Genomic DNA, 19,829 nt, shown 5'->3' with positions numbered 1-19,829 from the left:
CCGAGTCGCTTCGCGCGGAGTACGCGGAGACCGAGATCGAGTTCACCACCGTCTTCCCGAACATCGCACACACCGAGCTCGGCAAGGGCGTGTCGGGAATCAAGCTCGTGCCGAAGAGCACTCCCGAGCAGATCGCCGAAGCGATTATCGGTGCCATCGAGCGTCCTCGCCCCTACGTACACATTCCACGGGGCACGGCGATCCTCAATGCCCTGTCGCTCGCGGCCCCTCCGCGAGTACGGGATGCCGCATTCGCGCTCTTGGGTGCGGACCATGCGATGACCGACATCGACGAGAACGAGCGCAAGGACTACGAAAATCGGCTCGAGGAGCTCAAGTAGGACTGAGAATGCCGCCGGGCATTGATTGGGCAGCGCGGCGATGACGAGGAAATCGCGGCGTGGCGACATCTGCCGCGCGGCCATCGCACTGGCCGCAGCCGGCGGGAACCACGCAGTGACCCACCAGGGAATCGACGTGTACCTCGAAATTCCCCGCGGCTCGACGTCGTACTACTACAGGAGTCGAGCCGAGCTCATCGCCGCCGTCGCCCAGCACCTCGCGGAGGAGTCGCGGGCCGAGTTCTCCAGGACCCTCGTGAACGCGGCCGAGGTGGTGGAGGGGCGGGAGTCGCGCAGCTCCGCCGTCATCGGCGAGTACACGGAGCGGCTCGCTACCGAGAGGCGCGAGGAGTGCAGGGCTCGGATAGCGCTGCTGCTCGACCCAGACTGCGGCGACGAGCAGCGCGAGGCGCTCGCCACCTGTCTGTTCTCGCGGGGGGCCGCCGTGGAGCTATGTGCCGCGCGCGGGGAATCTGACCCCGATCGCGCCGCGACCGCGCTACTCGACGGGCTCGAGGGGCGGATCGCCCGGCTTCCGCTCTTCGCGTCGGGTAAACAGGCCGCGCCCGGCCCCGGGCGACATGCCGAGGCCGGGCGCGGAAGGGCGCGTAATGACGTCGCTACTCGGAGATGTGCAGCTCAGGGCGACCCGAGGGCACGGCCGCGGTGGCGCGGGTGTGCAGCTTCTGGCCGGGCACAGTGTTCTTGTCCGTGACACGGACCTCGGCCTTCCACTCGTCTTTCGTGACCGTGACGCCGACGAAGCCGCGCTGGGCATTGCCGAACTTGAACGCCGGACTGAGCTTCTTGTAACCCTGGTTGGCGGCGTCGTTGTCCTCGCCGTCCTTGCCCGAGGCGATCGACGTACCGGCGAACTCGACGCCCACGGCCGGGGAATCGTCCTGGTAATCGCGGCGCAGCTCGGAGAACGCGTTGCGGTGGATGTCGCCGACCATCGAGACGAGGTTCTTTGCTCCGCGCTCCTTCGCCCCGTCGAGGATGCGGTGGCGGGAGGCCTCATATCCGCTCCACCCGTCCATGGAGACGTTGCGCTGCCCGTCCTTTTCGCGCGGCAGATCGGAGATCACGGTCTGGTGGGCGAGCACGTTCCACGCGGTGGGCGAGTCGGTGAGGCCGTCGAGGATCCACTTCTCCTGCTCGTCGCCCGTGATGGTCCGCGAGGGATCGGCCGTCTGCTCGTCCTGCGGGCTGTCCTTGTCCCCGTGGAGCTGGTCGGAACGGTACTGGCGGGTGTCGAGCACGGAGAAGCGCGCGAGGTCGCCGTAGTCGAAGCGGCGGAAGACCGTCATGTCCGGACCGGTAGGGGCAGTGACCCGTGTGGGAGTGTGCTCCCACCACACCTTGAACGCCTGGGCGCGGCGCAGGAGGAACTCGGCCGGGTCGTCGTTGTCCTGGGAGATTTGGCCTGCCCAGTTGTTGTCGACCTCGTGGTCGTCGAATGTGACGACCCACGGCGCAGCGGCGTGCGCCGCCTGCAGCGGGGCCTCGCTTTTGTATAGGCCGTAGCGGAGCCGGTACTGATCGAAGGTGTACGGCTCGGCGCGGACCTCGGGGGTGAGGTGCGACATGTCCCGGATGCCGTTGTCCTTGATCTCGGCCTCGTAGATGTAGTCGCCGAGGAAGAAGATCACGTCGTTGTCGCGCTGGATCATGTCCTCGTACGCATTGAAGTAGCCGTCGGTCCACGCCTGGCACGAGGCCCACGAGAAGGAGAGCTTGTCGAGGGAGGCGCCGACCGGCGCGCTCGTCTTGGTGCGGCCCACCGGGCTCTCCGCCCCGCCCGCGCGGAAGCGGTAGAAGTACTCGCGCCACGGCTGCAGGCCTTTGACGTCGACGTGCACGCTATGGGCGTCGACGGGGGTTGCGATCTCGGTGCCGTTGCCCACCACCTTCGCGAAGGCCTCGTCCTCGGCGATCTCCCACTCCACCGCGACCGGCACGAGCGGCATGCCGCCGCCGATCTCCAGCGGCCTGGGCGCGAGGCGGGTCCAGAGGATCACTGAATCGGGGAGGGGGTCGCCGGAGGCGACGCCGAGCGCGAAGGGGGCGTCGAGCTTGGGGCCCAGCGAGCCGAGGGAGCCGGAGGGGAGCGAGCTCTGCGCCGAGGCCGTGCCGCCGAGCATGGCGGGCGTGAACGCGACGGCCGACACCGCCGCAGTCCACGTGAGGAAGGAGCGGCGCGAGGTGCCTCGCGAAATGGTGATACTGGGAATGTCGATGCGAGGTTTGTCCATGGCTGCATTGCACTCGACACGGGATGCGCGGAAGAAAAGTCGAGGTTGTCCCGGCATTAATGGCAATCGTCGATTGCATGGCCGGGAGATAATCGCCTTCTTTATTCGCTCGCCCTGTCCGCTGGCCGATTCGCTCACCGAAGGGAATGCACCATGAACGCCACGCCAGAGCCCACGGGCCACTACACCGGCGGCCGGATCGGACCGTGGTCGGGAGACCCCGACTCCGGCGAGGTGGAGCTCCAGATGACGGCGGAGGAGGGGGCACCCTCGATGCCCATTCGGATCGACGAGTGCGTTGCGCCGGAACGCATCGCGGTGAGCGCGGGCGAGGGGGCCGAGACGTGGACGCTGCACGGCGAGGTGCGAGTGGATGCGTCCGGCGCCGAAGGCGGTGGCGGCGCCGGTTCAGTGCTTGCCCTGTCGCAGGAGATCTCGGACCCGGAGCAGGCCTCTGCTATCGGGCCGGGCTGGGAGTTCTACATCGACCGACTCGTCGCGGCGGAGACCGGGGGCGATCCCGCGGAGATCGATTTCGACGCCTACTACCCGGGGCAGGCGGATTACTATCGCGGGCTCCTGGGCTAGCGCGGCCGATGCGCCTGGGCGCGCGAGGCGAAGCCGCCCTCCGGGGTGAAGGGCGGCTCCGTCGTCATATGGGGGTTGTTGTGCTCGGCCGGGCCCGGCCGGACAATCAGGCCCGATCCGGCACGGCCGGCTACGGGATGTGGAGCGGGACGGGCGTGCGCTCGACAGCCGAGACGTCGGCGGCCCAGCGCAGTGGGCCCGCGCCCGGGGTCCATCCGGTGAGAAGCGCGGAGATCTTCGTGTCCATCTGTGCGCGCAGGCGGGCGAAGGAGTCGCGGTAGTCCTCGCCGACGTAACCGAGGAGCAACCACCAGGCCCAGGCGACGGCGCCGGCGTTGGCGATGAAGTCCGGGAGGACCGCCACGCCCTCGGTGGCGAGGTCGAGCTCCGCGTCCTCGGTGGTCGCGGCGTTGGCGGCCTCGACCACGATGGAGGCGCGGATGGACATGCAATTCTCCGTGGTGATCGCGTAGGACACGGCCGCCGGGATGAGCACGTCGCACGCCGTGCCGATGATCGACTCGCGGGGCAGCTCGACGACCCCGGCGGGCAGCCCGTCGCGGTCGATCTCGCCGAAGCGATTGCGGGTTTCGAGCAGCGCAGGGATGTCGAGCCCGGCGGGGGAGTAGAGCGTGCCGAGCGCGTCGGCGACGGCCACCACCCGCATCCCTGACTCGTGGAGGTAGAACGCGGCGCCGCCGCCCATCGTGCCGACGCCCTGGACGGCGACGGTGGTGTCGGCGACATTCCACCCGCGGACGCGCGCAGCGGCGAGCGCGGCCTGGGCCACGCCGTAGCCGCCGATCACGTCGCCCAGAAGTCCACCCGGAGCCGGCGCGTTGAGCCCGGCGCGGACGCGCGCCGTGGTCGCGGCCGGATCTACAGAGCGCTCGATCGCCGCGTGATACGACTGCGCCATCCCGAGGCGCGCGAACACGGTGTCGATGAGGTGCTGTGGCACGCCGAGGTCCTCGGCGGTGACCCAGTGGCGGTCGAGGAACGGGTGCATCGCCTCGCAAAAGCGGGTGAGCACGTCGAGGGCGCGGGGGTCCTTCGGGTCGAAATCGATTCCGCCCTTGGCGCCGCCGATGGGCAGATCGAACGCCGCCGTCTTGTTGGACATGCCGCGCGCCAGATCCTCTACTTCTGTGAGGGTGCAGCCGGCGCGCATCCGGGTCCCGCCCGTGGCCATTCCCTGCACGAGGGTGTCGACCACGAGGTGGCCGGTCGCGCCGGTGATCTCGTCGATCCACTGGATCCGCATGTACGGCTCGCGGCCGCGGCGCTCCGCAGTGGGGGTGGGCGCGGGGACCGTGGCGGTGTTCGCCGCGGGAATCGGTGCAGTGGCGGAAAAGGAAGTCCGGGGGACCGCCTGTGCCGCCGAGTTCGGGTTGATCGGCGTGAACGTCATCGTCCTTCGCCTCCTTGCTGGTTCGTCGCTCCGACGGACCTTCATGGGGTCCGCCCTCGTCTTCACAATGGCCCCTGACCAGCGCGGGGTCTACTTACCTTTGTTCCCCGTGAACGTTCATTTTTAATTGACGATCGCCTCATGTTCCGGGCGTGTCGGCGCGCGGCGCCGAGGAGCCTAGTGAGCCTATTGTCGAGGCATGGAGGTCTCGCTACATCGACTCAAGCTGCTCCGCGAACTGCGGTACCGCGGCACGGTCACGGCTGTCGCGGAGGCGCTGCACTACACGACCTCCGCTGTCTCCCAGCAGCTCTCGCTTCTCGAGCGCGAGTCAGGGGCCACCCTTTTCGAGCGCAGGGGCCGGCGCCTAGTGCTCACCGAGGCCGGCTCGCTGCTCGCCGACCATTCGGAGTCGATCCTCGAGGCCGTCGAGAGTGCGGGGAATGCGATCGAATCGCTACGCGACGGGATGACGGCGACACTCACCGCCGGCGTGTGGGCCTCCGTCGCCGCGGGCTTGCTCCCTCGCGGGCTCGAACTGCTCGCCGAGCGCTCGCCGGGCATCGAAGTCCGCTCCGTAGAACTCGCCCCCGAGGCGATCTCCGAGGCGGTCCGGGACGGGAGCCTCGACCTGTCCTTCATCATCGACTATTCGAACTACCCGATGCCCCGCTCCTCGCAGCTCGAACGTGTCGCCATCGCCGCCGAGCGCCTCTACGTAGCCGTGCCCGAGAATGCCGAGGTGGGAGAGGCACCGATCGCGCTGGCGGAGCTCGCGGGGCGCGAGTGGATCCTCGCGGACGCGCAATCGCATTTCGGCCGCGCCGTTCGCCTCGCATGCCGGGAGGCCGGCTTCGAACCGGACGTGCGCCACGCCGTGGGCGAGCAGTCGACGGCGCTGGCCCTTGTCGCGGCGGGGCTCGGGGTCACGCTCGTCTCCGATCTCGGCGCTTTCGTCCTGCCTGAGGGCGTGCGTCTCGTCCCGCTCGAGGAAAGGCTCGAGCGCAACCTCTCGGTCACTTTCCGTGCGCGCGATGCCGATAGGCCCTCTCTCCGCGCCTTCGTGAAGGTGATGTCCGAGGCTGCCATCGACGTGGGCCTCGCCCCGCCGCGCGGGACCACGAGTGTGTGACCTCGAGAACTCGGCGTGATGTTGGCAAGGGTAATAGAAGTGATTTGCATCACACATAGGGCGAAAAATCTGAACACTGGCTTGGAGTGCGTGGCGTGCTGTGGCGGTCGGGTCCGAGATGTGGGCAGAGGCTTGTAGTCGGCAAAAATCCCGCTGAGCGAATGAAAATCGCGGGCGAGCGGCGACAAAGGCTGCCTGCGCGAGATAAACATTCGGAAATCTCCGCAGTTCGGCAGGTCGGAAAACCTGTCCTATGGTCGGGGTTGTGCCGGAGCAGAAAGGTAATGATCTTTCCGGCCGACAAACGAACAGGTCCCGCAAGGGCGCCTGATTGGAGGTACTGGATTCCATGGCCAACTCGATGAAGCGCACTCGTACCGCATCCGTCGCCGCCGGTGTCGGCGCTATCGGCATCGGCGTCGCCCTCTTCGCGCCGGCCTTTGCCCAGGCCGCCGATGCGGCTGGGGAGCCGAGCACCAACCAGGCCGTGACGGCTGGCGAGAACGCGGATCCCGCTGTCGGCACCGACCCGACCGGTGAGAATGCCGGTCAGACCGGTGAGAATGCCGGTCAGACCGGTGAGAATGCCGGTCAGACCGGTGAGAATGCCGGTCAGACCGACGAGAACGCCGGTCAGACCGGCGACTCGCCGGCGGGCGAGAAGCCGTCCGAGGATCCCGAGCCGGGCTCGCTCGATGAGCTCCTCGCGAAGCTCAAGGCGCTCGGCCTCGACACCGCATCTGTCGAGGGCTCGCTCGAGAACCTCCCCGCGGGCTCGCTCGACAACATCGACACTTCCTCGCTGAGCGACCGTCTCCCGGATGCATCGGAGGACGAGCCGACCGAGCCCGAGGCCCCGGCCGGCGATACTGCCGGTCAGACCGAGGACGCGGCCTTCGCGGACACCGCCGCCGATGGCAAGACCACGGAGGACCCCAATGCGCCGAAGGATGAGGAGAAGAAGGGCGTTGTCGCCGACCTCATCAAGAAGCTCCAGGGCTACGGCATCGACACCTCTTCGCTCGAGTCGTCGCTGGAGAACGTCGACACCTCCTCGCTGGACTCGCTCTTCCCGTCGGACGAGGCCCCGACCGATGAGGAGCCGACCGATGAGGAGCCGTCCAAGAACGCTCCGGCCGACGGTGGCGAGGCCGAGCAGACCCCGGCCGCAGGCGACGCCACGGCGACCGCCGGCGCATAACTCACACCGATCGACGTCCCCCGAACGCGAGGGGATGCCGAGGTGAAGGCCACCGCGGCCACGAGGATCCGTCCTCGTGGCCGCGGTGCCTATTTATCTGGGGCGTCGACAGGTATGCCTTGAGCTCAGCGCGAGCCCGGGACGAATCCTCCGGACTTGTCGACGGCGGGACCGGGCGTCCGGCCAGCGGCATACCCGCGCAGGTGGTCGAGGAACTGAGCGGCGAGAGTGTCCCGCCAGCCGGTGACGTCCCCCGACATGTGCGGGCTCACGTGTGCGCCGGGGAGGGACCACAACGGGTCCCCGGAGGGAAGCGGCTCGGTCTCGAGCACGTCGAGATGGGCGGTCACGTGGCCAGAGGCGATGGCCGCCGTCAACGCCTGTTGGTCGACGAGCCCGCCGCGACCGACGTTGATCACGTGCGCGCCACCCGGCAGCGCCGCGATCTCGCCCTCGCGGAGCAGTCCGCGCGTGGCCTCGGTGAGCGGAGCGACCATGACGAGGTGGTCGACGTCGCCGACGTGCTCGGCGAGCCTCGCCGAGTCGACGACCTCGCCGAAATCGGGATCGCCCGAGCGGGGCGTCCTGCCCGCCCCGCGCACCTCGAGGCCCACGGCGCGGAGCAGGCGCGCGATCGCGCGGCCGATCCCGCCCGTGCCCACGACGAGCGCGCGCCTACCTGCGACCCGCGTGGTCTCGCGCCAGCGCCATTCGCCCGAGCGCTGGAGCGCTTCGGTCTCGTGGAGCAATTTATCGTGCGCGAGGACGCAAGCCAGCACGTACTCGGCGATAGGGCCGTCGAAGACCCCGCGCGCATTGGTGAGAAGCACGGGCGAATCGCGGAGCTCGTCGAACAGAATCTTGTCCACCCCGGCCGCCGCGACGTGCACCCAGCGCAGCGCGTCCGCCGCGCCCCATACGGGCTCGAGCGCTCCGGAGAAAATGTCCCAGACAAGGAGAACGTCCGCTCCGGGGAGTGCGGCGCCGAGCGTCTCTGCGGTGGCGATGCGCACATCCGCGATCTCCTCGATCGCGGAGAGGTTGCCGGGTGGTTCGACGCCGTCCCGCGTGAGCAGGACGACGACGGGGCGGGCGGTGTCCGAGTGGGGTGTGGCGCTCATGGCCCCACCGTAGCCTGGCTTACTGCGCGCATCGTGCAGTTCGTCAGATTGTCGACAATCAGACCGTTGACAATCGCTCGGATGGGGCAGCACACTGTCCCCCATGAGCAACGCATCGCTGTCCCCGATCCTCAAGCAGGCGACCCCGGTCGTCGTCGACCACGCCGCCGGATCGTGGATCCACGGCACCGACGGTCGCGACTACCTCGACTTCACCACCGGCATCGGGGTCACGAGCACGGGGCACTGCCACCCGGACGTCGTGGCCGCAGCCCGCGAGCAGTGCGGGAAGATCATCCACGCGCAGTACACGACCGTCATGCACCAGCCGCTCCTCGAACTCACCGACAAGCTCGGGGATGTGGTTCCCGCGGGGCTCGACTCCGTGTTCTACGCGAACTCCGGTTCGGAAGCCGTCGAGGCCGCGCTCCGCCTCGCCCGCATGGCCACGGGGCGCCAGTACATCGTCACGGTCCAGGGAGGCTTCCACGGCAGGACGGTTGCCGCAGCGTCACTGACGACGGCCGGCACGAAATTCTCGGCCGGCTTCGGCCCGCTCATGCCGGGCGTCGCGACCACGGCGTTCCCCGGGGCCCTGCGGCTCGGGATGTCCGAGGACGATGCCGTCGACTACGCGCTCAAGGAGTTCGACTACCTGCTGGCGACGAGGATCGACCCGAAGGAACTGGCCGGCGTCGTCATCGAGCCGTTCCTCGGGGACGGGGGCTATGCGGCGGTGCCGCAGCGCTACCTCGCGGGGCTGCGCGAGCGGACCGAGCGGCACGGGGCGCTGCTCGTACTCGACGAGGTGCAAGCCGGCTGCGGACGGACCGGGAAGTTCTGGGGGCACCAGCACACCGAGGGGCTCACGCCCGATGTGCTCATCACGGCCAAGGGCATCGCCTCGGGCTTCCCCATTTCGGCGATCGCGGCGCCGCGGGCGGTCATGGAAAAGGCATGGCCGGGCTCGCAGGGCGGCACGTACGGCGGCAATGCCGTCGCGGCGGCGGCGGGAGTGGCGACCCTCGGGGTCATCGAGCGCGAGGGACTCGTGGAGAACGCTCGCGTGCGCGGCGAGGAGCTGCTCGCAGCCCTGCGCGCCGAGCTCTCCGGAGTCGGGGAATCCGCCCAGATCGCGGAGATCCGCGGCACCGGGCTGATGATCGGCATCGAGTTCGGCGACCCGTCCGCGAACGCGGGCACCCCCGATTCGGCGGAAGGCGCGCGGCTCGCCGCTGCGGTCCAGAAGGCGTGCATCGACGAGGACCTGCTCACGCTCACCTGCGGTCCCACGGGCAATGTCGTCCGGATCATCCCCCCGCTCGTCGTCACCGCCGAGGAGGTCCGCACTGGCGCCGAGCGATTCGGCCGCGCCGTCCGCCGCGTAGTGGAAGCCTAGCCGCATGGGCACCGGCCGCATGGACACCCGCGCAACCCGCGACAGGAGTGCGGGAACGCAGCGCGACGCAGCCGCCGGGCCGAGCGCGGCGGGCGCCGTCACGGGGGATGGGGCGACGGACGTAGAGCAGTGCGAGGAGCTGTGCGCCGCGCTCCGCGAGGCCGGGCTCGCGCCCGAGTCGAGCACGCGCCGGCGCGCCGAGTACTCCTTCGACGCCTCGAACTACCGCGTGGTCCCGCTCGCCGTGCTGTTCCCTCGCTCCGAGGAGGAGATCGCGGCGGCGCTCGCGGTCTGCCACCGGCTCGGCGTGCCCGCGACCGCGCGCGGCGGCGGCACGTCAATGGCGGGCAACTCCATCGGCACCGGTCTCGTGCTCGACCTATCGCGGCACATGAAATCAGTGCTCGCGGTCGATGAATCGACCGGAACGGCGACCGCGGAGGCGGGGGCTGTGCTCACGCACGTTCGCGCCGCGGTGCACGAGGCGACGGGCTCGCGGCTCACCTTTGCCCCCGATCCCTCAAGCCAGTCGCGAGCATGCCTCGGAGGCGCGATCGGCAACGATGCATGCGGGAACCACTCGGTGCGCCACGGCCGCACAGCCGACGCGGTCGTCGAGCTGCGGCTCGTCACCGCCGAGGGGCTGCGGCTCACGGCGACCCGCCACGGCGTCCGCGCAAGCGTACCCGGAGATGCCGCGGCCGAGGCGCGGGCCGCCGAGCTCACCGAAGCGCTGCACGCGCTCGCCGCCGAACATCTCGCCGCTATCCGGATCGAGCTCGGCCGCATCCCGCGGCAGGTCTCCGGCTACCACCTGCGGCACCTGCTGCCCGAGGAAGGCTTCGACGTCGCCCGCGCGCTCGTGGGCAGCGAGGGCACGTGCGCGGTGGTCACCGCCGCGACGGTCGCGCTCGTGCCGCGAGCCGAGCGCACCTCGCTCATCGTTGCCGGATACGCGGACATCGTCGACGCCGCGCGCGACGTCCCTCTACTTCTGCAGCACCGACCCACGGCCATCGAGGGTGTCGACGAGGTGATCGTCGAGACCATGCGCCAGCGCCGCGGCGCCGATGCCGTCGCCGAGCTCCCCGAGGGCAAGGCGTGGCTCTTTATCGAGGTCGAAGAGCCGGTGGATGACGACGGACGTCCCTCCCCCCTCGCCGACGCGCTCGGCGAGGACCTTCGCGCGCAAGGCCACTCGCTGGACACGCGCGTGGTCCTCGAACCCGGCGAGCGGGCGGATCTCTGGCGCGTCCGCGAGGACGGCGCCGGCCTCAGCTCCCGCCTGCAGGACCCGAAGACGGGGCGGACCTTCGAGACGTGGCCGGGATGGGAGGACGCGGCGGTGCGGCCCGAGCTCCTCGCCGGCTACCTCGCCGAGTTCCGCAAGCTCCTCGCGGAGCACGGACTCACCGGCGTGATGTACGGGCATTTCGGCGCCGGCTGCATGCACATCCGCATCGATTTCGACCTCCGTAGCGCCGCAGGCCGCGCCGTGTTCCGGGCGTTCTGTACCGATGCCGCGCGGCTCGTTGTCCGCCACGAGGGCTCGCTGTCCGGGGAGCACGGGGACGGGCGCGCCCGGTCCGAGCTGCTGCCGCTCATGTATTCCGCGGAGATGCTCGAGGCATTCGCGCGGTTCGTGGAGATCTGGGACCCGGCAGGAATTCTCGCTCCGGGCGGGCTGCGTGCGACACGACCCATGGACGCCGATCTCGCGCTGGCCGGGATCGGGGAGGCGCCTGGCGGAGGCGGCGCTGCCGGGGGTACGGCCGACTCCGAGCTGTCTACGTCCGGCGCTGCCGCCCCGGTGCGCGGGCCCGGACCCGACCTCGGCCTCCTCACTGCGGCCGACGGGCGGCACCCGGTCCAGGCGTGCATCGGCGTGGGCCGCTGCCGCGCGAGCTCCGGCGGGGTGATGTGCCCGTCCTTCCGCGCCACAGGCGACGAGAAGGACTCCACCCGCGGGCGCGCCCGGGTCCTGCAGGAATTCGTCCGCGGGGAGCGGATCGACCGTGACTGGTCCTCGCTGGAGGTCGCCGAATCCCTCGAGCTCTGCCTCTCGTGCAAGGCATGCTCCTCGGACTGCCCCACGGGCGTGGACATGGCGACGTTCAAGTCCGAGTTCCTCCACCACCGCTACGCCCGCCGCCTCCGGCCCATCGCGCACTACACGCTCGGCCTGTTGCCGCTGTGGCTGCGCTTTACCCCCTACGTCGCCGGGCTGCTCAACAAGGTCGTGGCCTCGCGGATCGGAGCGGCGGGCGCGCGCCTCGGCGGCATCGGGCGCGACCGCACGCTGCCCGAATTCGGCTCCGCGAAGGCGCTACGGTCCGAGATGGCGCAGGTTCCCCGCTCTGTGTGGTCGGCAGACGACGCGAACCCGCCTGTCTTCGGTGCCAAGCTCGCAGAAAGATTCGGCCTCACCGGCCGCTCCGGAACGCCGACATCCGCAGCCACCCCGCACGCGGGCCCTATGGAAGTAGTGCTGTTCCTCGACTCGTTTACCCGCGGCTTGCGCCCGCACCTCGCCGGCGCGGCCGCGCGCGTGCTCGGCGGCGCGCACGTCTCGGTCGCATGTAGCGCCGAGCACTGCTGCGGGCTCACACACGTGACCACGGGCCGACTCGGCGCCGCCCGCCGCACGCTCCGGAAGACCGCCGCCTACCTCGATAGACTGCGCGGGGAGGGCGGCGCCGAAGTTCCGGTGGTCGTCGTGGAACCGAGCTGCGCGGCCACCCTGCGCACCGAGCTCCCCCGGCTGGTCTCCACGGAGGCCGAGGGCGTGTCCGCCGAGGAGGCGGCCATGGCGCGGAGGGTCGCCGGCCGCGTCCGCTCCGTGGCCACGCACCTCGCGGATCTCGCCTCGCGGGACGCGGCGCCGGAGTGGCCCGGGGGAGTGGCGCCGTCCGCCGTCATCGTGCAAACGCACTGCCACGAGTACGCGGAGTTCGGCAATCGGGTGCAGCGGCAGGCGCTCGCGGGACTCGGGGTGAGGGAAATCATCGAGGCCACCGGGTGCTGCGGGATCGCTGGCGATTTCGGGTTCACCGCAGGGCACGAGGCCGTGGCCGATGCCGTCGCCGAGCAGGCGCTCGCTCCCGCGCTGCGGGCCCATCCGGACGCGCCTATCCTCACGGATGGGTTCTCCTGTCACGCTCAGGTCATGCACCTGTCCGCGACCGATCCCACCACGCGGGCCGCCGGAGGGGCGCCACGGCGAGGGGCTCACCTGCTCGAGCTCCTCGACCCCGGAACCGGATCCGGCTCCGACCCCCACTTCGGCCCGGAAGCACAGCACGCGACACGACCAGGAGGACACGAATGAGCCGCTCAGTTTCCGAGATCATCGCTTCGCTCGGCACCGGGATCCACATCGACGGGCAATGGCGTGACGCCGCGTCCGGCGACACATTCGAGGTGGACAACCCGGCCACGGGCGAGGTGATCGCCACGCTAGCGAACGGCGGGAAGGCCGATGCCGACGCCGCGATCGACGTGGCCGCCGCGAAGCAAGCCGAGTGGGCGGCCGTTCCCGCGCGCGAGCGCTCGGAGATCCTGCGCCGCGCCTACGAGCTGCTCACCGAGCGCGCCGAGGAGCTCGCCCTGCTCATGACCACCGAGATGGGCAAACCGCTTGCCGAGGCGCGCGGCGAGGTCGCCTACGGTGCCGAGTTCTTCCGCTGGTTCGCCGAGGAGGCCGTGCGCATTCCGGGAGACGCCCGCCTCAGCCCCGACGGCAAGACACGGTTCGTCATCACACACGAGCCGGTCGGGCCGTGCATCCTCATCACCCCGTGGAACTTCCCTATGGCGATGGTGTCGCGGAAGATCGGACCGGCGATCGCCGCGGGCTGCACCATGGTCTACAAGCCCGCCGAGCTCACGCCTCTCACCTCGCTGTACGTTCTCGACGTGCTGCGCGAGGCCGGCCTCCCCGACGGTGTCCTCTCTGTCGTGTGCACGACCGACGCCGGCTCCGTGGTCGAGCCGTGGATCGATTCCGGTAAGGCGCGCAAGCTCTCCTTCACCGGCTCTACGCCCGTAGGGAAGCTGCTCCTCGAGCAGTGCTCGCGCGGCGTGTTGCGCACCTCGATGGAGCTCGGCGGAAACGCCCCGTTCATCGTCTGCGAAGACGCAGACCTCGACGTGGCCGTCGACGCCGCGATGGCCGCGAAGATGCGGAACATGGGCGAGGCCTGCACGGCCGCCAACCGCATTCTCGTCCACCGCTCGGTGCTGCCAGACTTCTCGGCGAAGCTCACCGAACGGATGTCTGCGCTCAACGTAGGCGACGGCGCGGCGGATGGCACCGATGTCGGCCCTCTCGTCGCGGGCAAGGCCGTGGACAAGGTGGTCGAGCTCGTCGACGATGCGGTCGATCGCGGCGCCGAGGTCCTCTGCGGCGGTTCGCGCCCCTCGGGAAACGGATACTTCTACCCGCCGACAGTCCTCTCGGGCGTTTCCGCCGAATCACAGATCATGACCACCGAGATCTTCGGCCCCGTCGCAGCGCTCGTCCCGTTCGACACGGACGACGAGGCGATCGAGATCGCCAATGCCACCGAGTTCGGACTGGTATCGTACGTGATGTCAGAGTCCCTCGACCGCGGGCTCTCCCTCTCGGAGCGGCTCGAGGCCGGCATGGTCGGCCTCAACACCGGGCTCGTCTCGAACCCTGCCGCGCCGTTCGGCGGCATCAAACAGTCCGGGCTCGGTCGCGAGGGCGGGCTCACCGGAATCCAGGAGTTCCTCGAGACGAAGTACTTGGCCATTCCCGTTCGATGACGGCGTAGGTGCCCGGCGCGGCGAGCGCTCCGGGCACCGTCGGTCCTCCTACCGGCCCGCTGCGGTGGTGCTCGTGGTGATCGAAGTCGCGAAAAGCTGATCGATCCCGCCGGCGGCAATGACGTGCTCGGCGACGAGGCCCAGCCCCACGATGATCATGGCGACGCCGGCCACACGGGTGGTGAGGTGTGCGATGCGCGGCCGGGCCGCGAAGAGCCTGCCCGCGCCGAATCCGAGCATCGTGTAGAAGCTGCCGGCGAGGGCGACGTAGAGGATCCCGAGCGCGCCGAGCTGCAGGGGCAACGGCCAGCCGTGATCCGGGGAGGCGAACTGCGGCAGGACCGCGACGAAGAGAAGTAGCCCCTTGGGGTTGAAGCCGCTGACCCCCATCCCGCGCACGACGTGGCCGCGGTCCGGCGCGGGAGCCGCGCCCTCCGCCGTCGTTCCCGAGGCTTCGCCCTTGCTCCGCAGCGCGGAGACGCCGAGGTAGACGAGGTAGCAGGCACCGAAGATGGTGATGAGCGTGAGCGCGACGGGGACGTTCGCGATGATCGGGCCGGCGCCGACGGCGACGAGCGCAGTGAGGACGACGTAGCCGAGCATGAGCCCGAGAACGGGAGGGAGGACGACTCGGTCCTTGGTGCTCGCGCCGAGGACGAATATCCAGTCGGGCCCGGGCACGGCGATGAGCGCGAGCGCGATGCCCGCGAAACCCATCAGTACTGCTAGATCCATGGAAAACCCTCCTTGCGCACCTCCCGATTTTATCGGGAACTGCGCAGAATGGGTTTCCGAGTTTTCTTCGAAAGCAGTGCGTTTGTGGAAAGATATTCGCTATGGATGCCGTAGATCGGAAAATTATTGCTGAACTGCAGGATGATGGGCGATTAAGTGTCACCGAGCTGGCCGCGCGAGTGGGGCTCACTGTGTCGCCGACGCATCGGCGCGTGCGGGACCTCGAAGAGGCGGGCGTGATCGTCGGGTACCGTGCCGTCGTCGAGCCGCGCACGATCGGGCTCGGCTTCGAGGCGCTGTGCTTCGTGACGATGAAGCAGGAGGATCGCGCAACGCTCCTTGGTTTCGAAGACGCGGTAATGGACGTCCCGCACGTGCTGCAGGCGCAGCGGCTCTTCGGCGATCCCGACTACCTTCTGCGTGTGCGGACCGAGGACATGGACTCGTACTCCCGGCTCGAGGACGATGTGCTCTCGACGCTGCCGGGTGTGATGCGGCTCAACTCCACGCTGGTGATGAAGACCTTTGTCGCCGAGCGGCCGTACCCGACGAACCTGTAGATGCGGGGTATGCCTCGACGAGGCGCGGCTAGACCTGGAGCCGCGCGAGGCCGTCGCGCATGTGTTCGGTGAGGGCCTCGCACGCGCGCGACGTGTCTCCGGCGCGGATGGCCTCGGCGAGCTCGCGATGCTCGGCCACGCGGTCCTCGCCGGGCGCGTACGTCGACTGCATGGCGCGCAGGCACATCGAGGTCTCGACGATCACGGTTTCGTGGACACGCGAGAGCCGCTCGCTCCGCGCCGCCTCGACGAGCTCGTGGTGGAAGTCGAGATCCGCGGCCACCATCTCGGGGGAATCGGGGCCTTCGGAGAGCGCGGACATCCGGGCGATCACCTCGTCGAGCGCCGCGGCTGCGGTGTCCTGCACCCCGAGCTCGATGATCCGCTCGATAGCCGAACGCTCGATGGTCGTGCGCAGGAGGTACATGTCCGACACGGCCTCCGGCGTCAGATCCGGGACGAACAGGCCGCGATTGCGGTGCGAGACGAGCAGGCCTTCCTGCGTGAGTCGCTGCATGGCCTCCCGGAGCGGGCCGCGGCTCACGCCGAGCTGGCGCGCGAGCGACGCCTCGCCGAGCTGGGTACCCGGCGGGAACTCTCCGGCCGAGATCGCCCGGCGGAGCGAGCGCGCGATGAGCGCCGGCGTGGACTCCTGGACGACGGGCTCGAGGCCCGTGCCCTGGAACTCGGGGGAGGGGGCTTGCGCGTCGGCGGGCATCACGGTGTTCCCGGAGAGCAGGCATGGACGCGGGGCCGCGGGACGCGCCCGGCGAGCGGGCGCTCGAGCGCCGCGCCGACGCGGACGAGGAGCTGATCGGAGAAGCGGGGGCCGACGAGCTGGACGCCCACGGGAAGCCCGGCGTCGGTCACGCCGCAGGGGAGCGTGAGGGCGGGCTGCTGGGTCATGTTGAAAATGTAGGTATACGGCGTCCACGAGGTCCAATCCGGGCTGTGCCAGCCGGGCGGGACATCGGAGCCGACCGCGAACGGCGCATTGGGCATGGTGGGCGTGACCAGCACGTCGTAGCTCTCGTGGAGCGCGCCGAAGCGCTTGCCCAGCGCCATGCGCACGGCGACCGCGTCGAGGTAGTCCTGCGCGGAGTAGCCGTTGTACCTGGACAGGGCATCGCGGAGGCTGGGGTCGACGTGCTCGACTGCGTCTTCGCCGAAGGGGTGGAGCACGGCGGCGGCGCCCTCGAACCAGAGGACGTGGAAGGCATCGACGGGGTCGGAGAGGCCGAGGTCGACCTGCTCGACCTGCGCGCCGAGTTCGGCTAGCGCGCGCACCGCGCCCTCTACTTCCCGCTCTACGTCCGTAGCGTTGTGGCCGTAGCCGAGGTCGGGGCTGTACGCCACGCGGAGTCCGGCGAGCGGGGCGTCGGCGGGCGCGGCGCCCTCCTGAGCGGCCTCGAGGTACCCGCCGGGCGCGCGCACGGTTGCGGACGGCGGCATCGCGGACCAGTCGCGGGAATCGGGGCGGACCAGCGCATCCATGTAGGCGGCGGTGTCGGCGACAGTGCGGGTCATGGGGCCGGCGTGGGCTAGCGTGCCGAAGGGGCTCGACGGGAACATGGGCACCACCCCGTACGTGGGCTTGAGCGCTACGGTTCCGGTGAATGAGGCGGGGATGCGCACGGAGCCGCCGCCATCGGTGCCCACGGCGAGCGGGCCGAGCCCCGCGGCGACGGCGGCCGCGGCGCCGCCGCTCGAACCGCCGGGTGTGAGGGCCGGATCGTGCGGGTTGCGGGTCGCGCCCATGAGCGGGGAGTCCGTGACCCCCTTCCACGCGAACTCGGGAGTAGTGGTCTTGCCGACGACCACGCAGCCTGCCTCGAGCGTCGCCGAGGTGGCGGGGGCGTCCTCGGTGTAGCGGGAGCGATCCGCGGCGCCCTCGGCATCGGCGAGGAGCCGCGAACCGCGGAAGGTGGGCAGTCCATCGGTGAGGAAGATGTCCTTGATCGTTGCCGGCACCCCATCGAGCGGGCCGCGCGCCTGCCCCTCCTGGATCCGGGCCTCGGCGGCCCGCGCGGCCGTTCGTGCGCCCTCGGCATCGACGAGGCACACAGCGTTGAGTTGCGGGTTGACCCTGTCGATAGCGGCGAGGACCTCCTCGGCGGCCTCGACGGGGGAGAGCGATCCGTCGCGGTACGCGGCGGCGAGCTCGAGCGCGGACAGACCGCAGGTGTCGGAAGAGGTGGAGATGTGGCCAGCAGTCATGGGTGGACCGCCTTCCTCGGAGAGTGTCGATTGTCGACAATCCTACAGCTGAAAATCCCCGCGTCAATGGTTTCCCGGGCCCTCTTTCCGGTCTGACGGCGGACGCTTCGGCGGGTGACCGCCTCCCGCGTCTCCCTCGATCCCCGCAGGTATTCTGCGGTCGTGATCCGCCGTCATCCGCACTGCACACCCCGCTCCGCCATTTCCGTGCTCTCGTTGGTCGTGGTCGCCGGGGTACTCACTGGATGTGGTTCCGGGGAGAACCCGGCCGACGGTGAGGCCGCAGGTACGTCGAGTCCCGCCGCTACGGCGGGCGCCGGCGCGGACAGTCAGGGCGGGGAGAAAACGTCGCCGTCACGCTCTACCTCCGTAAAGCCGAGCGCCACACCCACCCCGACAGAAGTCGAATATTCCGGCTCCGGGGAGTGGGAGTACGCCCACGAGGCCGAAAAGCCCGACGGCGAGGGCGCGCCGATCCCCATCGCCATCCGCGTGGAGAAGGGGCTGCCCATCGACCTCGACGAGACCGCGCAGTTCGTGATGAAGACGCTGCGAGACCCGCGCGGTTGGGAGCCGCTCGACCACGTGTCGTTCGAGCTCGTCCCCGACGAGAGCCAGGCGAGCGCGGTGGTGAGCGTGTCGAGCCCGGGAACCACCGATGAGCTCTGCTCGGGGCTGACAACCAACGGTTACACCTCCTGCCGCGTGGGTGGGGTCGTGGCGATCAACGCCAACCGCTGGCTCGGCGCGACCTCGGACTTCTCGGATGTGACCGTCTACCGGCAATACGTGATCAACCACGAGGTCGGGCATGCGATCGGCCACGACCACGAGTACTGTCCGGGCCCGGGGCGCCCGGCGCCGGTGATGCAACAGCAGACCCTCGGCATGCAGGGATGCACCGTGAATCCGTGGCCGGCGGTGCGGTAGCCGCCCGAGATAGGCACGAGAGCGCGTCACCTCCGGCGCGCGCGGGAACTGGCATTTCACCACGCGATGAATACTGTGGACGCGACACCGAAATGTCTGTCCCACGCCGTTCCCGAGCCTCAGAGGACCCATTCGCAGTGCCCTTTTCCGCACGCCCGACCTCGCCACCGGCGAAGCAGACGATGCCCCGGCGGGCAACGTACAGCTTCCTCGCCGGCGCCGAGTTCGCGCTACGGAACCCCGGAGCGGACCTCCCCGGGGTCAACGACTGGGATGCGGGCCCCAACGAGCGGCGCCCGGTCCCGGTGATCCTCCTCCACGGGACGGCCGGCAGCGCCTCGACGAACTGGATCACCCTCGCGCCAATGCTGCGCTCGGCGGGGTTTTCCGTGTTCGCGCCCACGTACGGCGCCATCGAGGGAGCAGAGTTCCCACTCTCCGCGTTCGGGGGGCTGCAGAAGCTCCGCAACGTCTCGGTCCCGCAGGTCGCCACGTTCGTCGACCTCGTCCTCGAGGTCACGGGCGCCGAACAGGTGGACCTCGTCGGCCACTCGCAGGGCTGCGTGGTCGCCGGCGCGGTGGCGAAACACGAGCGCCCCGGCAAGGTGCGCAAGGTCGTCAGCCTGGCCTCGCCGTGGCACGGGGTCGGTTCGAAGCGGGTCGAATGGCTCGTGACGGCGACCCACATCAGACCCCTCATCGGCACGGTCTCGAAGGTCGGGGAAGACCTCGTGCGAGGCTCGGATTTCCTCCGCTGGCTGTGGGATCCGGACGGCACCCCGTATGCCGAGGGCATCGAGTACACGAACATCGCCACGCGCTTCGACGAGTTCGTCATCCCCCACACGACCTCGCTCGTGGCGCCGCCGAACGACGAGTCGTATTCGGTGCGCAATATCGTGCTCCAGCATGGATGCATGCTCGATTTCGTCGATCACGCGGCGCTGCCCTCGGACCCGCGGGCCGTGGACTTCGTGATGCGCGCGCTGGATCCGGACTCGAAGAAGCGGATCCGCTGCCTCCCTGTGGCCCCAGTGCACGGCGGTGTGCTGCCCGCAAGGCTGTCGGACATCCTCTAACGGCAAATTCGGAGCGCGGGAGTACCGCGACATTGGAACCGACTCGAACAGTCCCGAGAGTGGGTGCGCTAT

At 69.7% G+C, this 19,829-nt stretch carries 15 protein-coding genes and 1 pseudogene; 10 read left to right on the top strand and 6 right to left on the bottom strand.

The window, feature by feature from the left end:
• Nucleotides 1-341 (top strand): annotated as a pseudogene (locus tag V7E05_RS03495) (hypothetical protein); the annotation flags it as partial.
• A gap of 620 nt (nucleotides 342-961) precedes the next feature.
• On the opposite strand, the gene V7E05_RS03490 reads toward V7E05_RS03495, so the two are convergent.
• Nucleotides 962-2,596: an alkaline phosphatase D family protein gene (locus tag V7E05_RS03490; RefSeq protein WP_333618285.1), complete on the bottom strand. Its 1,635-nt coding sequence runs from the start codon at nucleotides 2,594-2,596 to the stop codon at nucleotides 962-964.
• A 153-nt stretch (nucleotides 2,597-2,749) separates the two neighbouring features.
• Here V7E05_RS03490 and V7E05_RS03485 point away from each other — a divergent pair, with 153 nt between their 5' ends.
• Nucleotides 2,750-3,184: a transcriptional regulator gene (locus V7E05_RS03485; protein ID WP_333618284.1), complete on the top strand. Its 435-nt coding sequence runs from the start codon at nucleotides 2,750-2,752 to the stop codon at nucleotides 3,182-3,184.
• Nucleotides 3,185-3,314: 130 nt separating this feature from the next.
• Here V7E05_RS03485 and V7E05_RS03480 read toward each other — a convergent pair whose 3' ends face one another.
• Nucleotides 3,315-4,595, bottom strand: a complete 1,281-nt coding sequence (locus V7E05_RS03480; RefSeq protein WP_442891583.1) for a Glu/Leu/Phe/Val dehydrogenase dimerization domain-containing protein — start codon at nucleotides 4,593-4,595, stop codon at nucleotides 3,315-3,317.
• A gap of 199 nt (nucleotides 4,596-4,794) precedes the next feature.
• Here V7E05_RS03480 and V7E05_RS03475 point away from each other — a divergent pair, with 199 nt between their 5' ends.
• Together V7E05_RS03475 and V7E05_RS03470 are read left to right on the top strand one after the other, a co-directional pair.
• The gene (locus tag V7E05_RS03475; protein WP_333618283.1) at nucleotides 4,795-5,727 is read left to right on the top strand and encodes a LysR family transcriptional regulator; all 933 of its coding nucleotides are present in this window, start codon (nucleotides 4,795-4,797) and stop codon (nucleotides 5,725-5,727) included.
• Nucleotides 5,728-6,076: 349 nt separating this feature from the next.
• Entirely contained in the window at nucleotides 6,077-6,928 is an 852-nt protein-coding gene (locus V7E05_RS03470; protein WP_333618282.1) for a hypothetical protein, read from the top strand.
• Nucleotides 6,929-7,053: 125 nt separating this feature from the next.
• On the opposite strand, the gene V7E05_RS03465 is transcribed toward V7E05_RS03470, so the two are convergent.
• Nucleotides 7,054-8,049: a D-2-hydroxyacid dehydrogenase gene (locus V7E05_RS03465; RefSeq protein ID WP_333618281.1), complete on the bottom strand. Its 996-nt coding sequence runs from the start codon at nucleotides 8,047-8,049 to the stop codon at nucleotides 7,054-7,056.
• Nucleotides 8,050-8,152: 103 nt separating this feature from the next.
• Here V7E05_RS03465 and V7E05_RS03460 point away from each other — a divergent pair, with 103 nt between their 5' ends.
• From V7E05_RS03460 to V7E05_RS03450, 3 genes are read left to right on the top strand one after another with little or no spacing between them, the layout of a single operon-like run.
• Entirely contained in the window at nucleotides 8,153-9,448 is a 1,296-nt protein-coding gene (locus tag V7E05_RS03460) for an aspartate aminotransferase family protein (RefSeq protein ID WP_333618280.1), read from the top strand.
• A 4-nt stretch (nucleotides 9,449-9,452) separates the two neighbouring features.
• On the top strand, nucleotides 9,453-12,776 hold the full coding sequence (locus V7E05_RS03455) for an FAD-binding and (Fe-S)-binding domain-containing protein (protein ID WP_333618279.1): 3,324 nt from the start codon (nucleotides 9,453-9,455) through the stop codon (nucleotides 12,774-12,776).
• Entirely contained in the window at nucleotides 12,773-14,236 is a 1,464-nt protein-coding gene (locus V7E05_RS03450; RefSeq protein WP_333618278.1) for an NAD-dependent succinate-semialdehyde dehydrogenase, read from the top strand. The genes V7E05_RS03455 and V7E05_RS03450 overlap by 4 nt, the downstream gene beginning before the upstream one ends.
• A 48-nt stretch (nucleotides 14,237-14,284) precedes the next feature.
• Here the strand turns inward: V7E05_RS03450 and V7E05_RS03445 are convergent, their stop codons facing one another.
• Nucleotides 14,285-14,971, bottom strand: coding sequence for a LysE family translocator (locus V7E05_RS03445; protein ID WP_333618277.1), 687 nt, complete (start codon nucleotides 14,969-14,971; stop codon nucleotides 14,285-14,287).
• Between the two features lie 101 nt (nucleotides 14,972-15,072).
• Between V7E05_RS03445 and V7E05_RS03440 the strand changes: the two genes are divergently transcribed.
• On the top strand, nucleotides 15,073-15,531 hold the full coding sequence (locus tag V7E05_RS03440) for an Lrp/AsnC family transcriptional regulator (RefSeq protein WP_333618276.1): 459 nt from the start codon (nucleotides 15,073-15,075) through the stop codon (nucleotides 15,529-15,531).
• Between the two features lie 28 nt (nucleotides 15,532-15,559).
• On the opposite strand, the gene V7E05_RS03435 is transcribed toward V7E05_RS03440, so the two are convergent.
• Both V7E05_RS03435 and V7E05_RS03430 read right to left on the bottom strand, forming a co-directional pair.
• Nucleotides 15,560-16,249, bottom strand: a complete 690-nt coding sequence (locus V7E05_RS03435; RefSeq protein WP_333618275.1) for a GntR family transcriptional regulator — start codon at nucleotides 16,247-16,249, stop codon at nucleotides 15,560-15,562.
• Entirely contained in the window at nucleotides 16,249-17,748 is a 1,500-nt protein-coding gene (locus tag V7E05_RS03430; protein ID WP_333618274.1) for an amidase, read from the bottom strand. Before V7E05_RS03430 ends, V7E05_RS03435 begins: the two co-directional genes overlap by 1 nt.
• Nucleotides 17,749-17,862: 114 nt before the next feature.
• Between V7E05_RS03430 and V7E05_RS03425 the strand changes: the two genes are divergently transcribed.
• Both V7E05_RS03425 and V7E05_RS03420 read left to right on the top strand, forming a co-directional pair.
• Nucleotides 17,863-18,678 (top strand): DUF3152 domain-containing protein, encoded by an 816-nt coding sequence (locus V7E05_RS03425; protein WP_333618273.1) that lies wholly within the window; start codon nucleotides 17,863-17,865, stop codon nucleotides 18,676-18,678.
• Nucleotides 18,679-18,815: 137 nt separating this feature from the next.
• A complete protein-coding gene (locus V7E05_RS03420; protein ID WP_333618272.1) occupies nucleotides 18,816-19,757 on the top strand; it encodes an esterase/lipase family protein in 942 nt (313 codons plus the stop codon).
• The last annotated feature ends 72 nt before the right edge of the window (nucleotides 19,758-19,829 follow it).

Source organism: Dietzia sp. (assembly GCF_036741115.1).
Classification (GTDB): Bacteria; Actinomycetota; Actinomycetes; order Mycobacteriales; family Mycobacteriaceae; genus Dietzia.
This window is presented reverse-complemented; position numbering and strand designations above follow the sequence as displayed.

What these genes read in the sequence shown, in the direction of transcription:
- V7E05_RS03490 (WP_333618285.1), bottom strand. Translation starts at nt 2,596, where the DNA reads ATGGACAAACCTCGCATCGACATTCCCAGTATCACCATTTCGCGAGGC.
- V7E05_RS03485 (WP_333618284.1), top strand. Translation starts at nt 2,750, where the DNA reads ATGAACGCCACGCCAGAGCCCACGGGCCACTACACCGGCGGCCGGATC.
- V7E05_RS03480 (WP_442891583.1), bottom strand. Translation starts at nt 4,595, where the DNA reads ATGACGTTCACGCCGATCAACCCGAACTCGGCGGCACAGGCGGTCCCC.
- V7E05_RS03475 (WP_333618283.1), top strand. Translation starts at nt 4,795, where the DNA reads ATGGAGGTCTCGCTACATCGACTCAAGCTGCTCCGCGAACTGCGGTAC.
- V7E05_RS03470 (WP_333618282.1), top strand. Translation starts at nt 6,077, where the DNA reads ATGGCCAACTCGATGAAGCGCACTCGTACCGCATCCGTCGCCGCCGGT.
- V7E05_RS03465 (WP_333618281.1), bottom strand. Translation starts at nt 8,049, where the DNA reads ATGAGCGCCACACCCCACTCGGACACCGCCCGCCCCGTCGTCGTCCTG.
- V7E05_RS03460 (WP_333618280.1), top strand. Translation starts at nt 8,153, where the DNA reads ATGAGCAACGCATCGCTGTCCCCGATCCTCAAGCAGGCGACCCCGGTC.
- V7E05_RS03455 (WP_333618279.1), top strand. Translation starts at nt 9,453, where the DNA reads ATGGGCACCGGCCGCATGGACACCCGCGCAACCCGCGACAGGAGTGCG.
- V7E05_RS03450 (WP_333618278.1), top strand. Translation starts at nt 12,773, where the DNA reads ATGAGCCGCTCAGTTTCCGAGATCATCGCTTCGCTCGGCACCGGGATC.
- V7E05_RS03445 (WP_333618277.1), bottom strand. Translation starts at nt 14,971, where the DNA reads ATGGATCTAGCAGTACTGATGGGTTTCGCGGGCATCGCGCTCGCGCTC.
- V7E05_RS03440 (WP_333618276.1), top strand. Translation starts at nt 15,073, where the DNA reads ATGGATGCCGTAGATCGGAAAATTATTGCTGAACTGCAGGATGATGGG.
- V7E05_RS03435 (WP_333618275.1), bottom strand. Translation starts at nt 16,249, where the DNA reads ATGCCCGCCGACGCGCAAGCCCCCTCCCCCGAGTTCCAGGGCACGGGC.
- V7E05_RS03430 (WP_333618274.1), bottom strand. Translation starts at nt 17,748, where the DNA reads ATGACTGCTGGCCACATCTCCACCTCTTCCGACACCTGCGGTCTGTCC.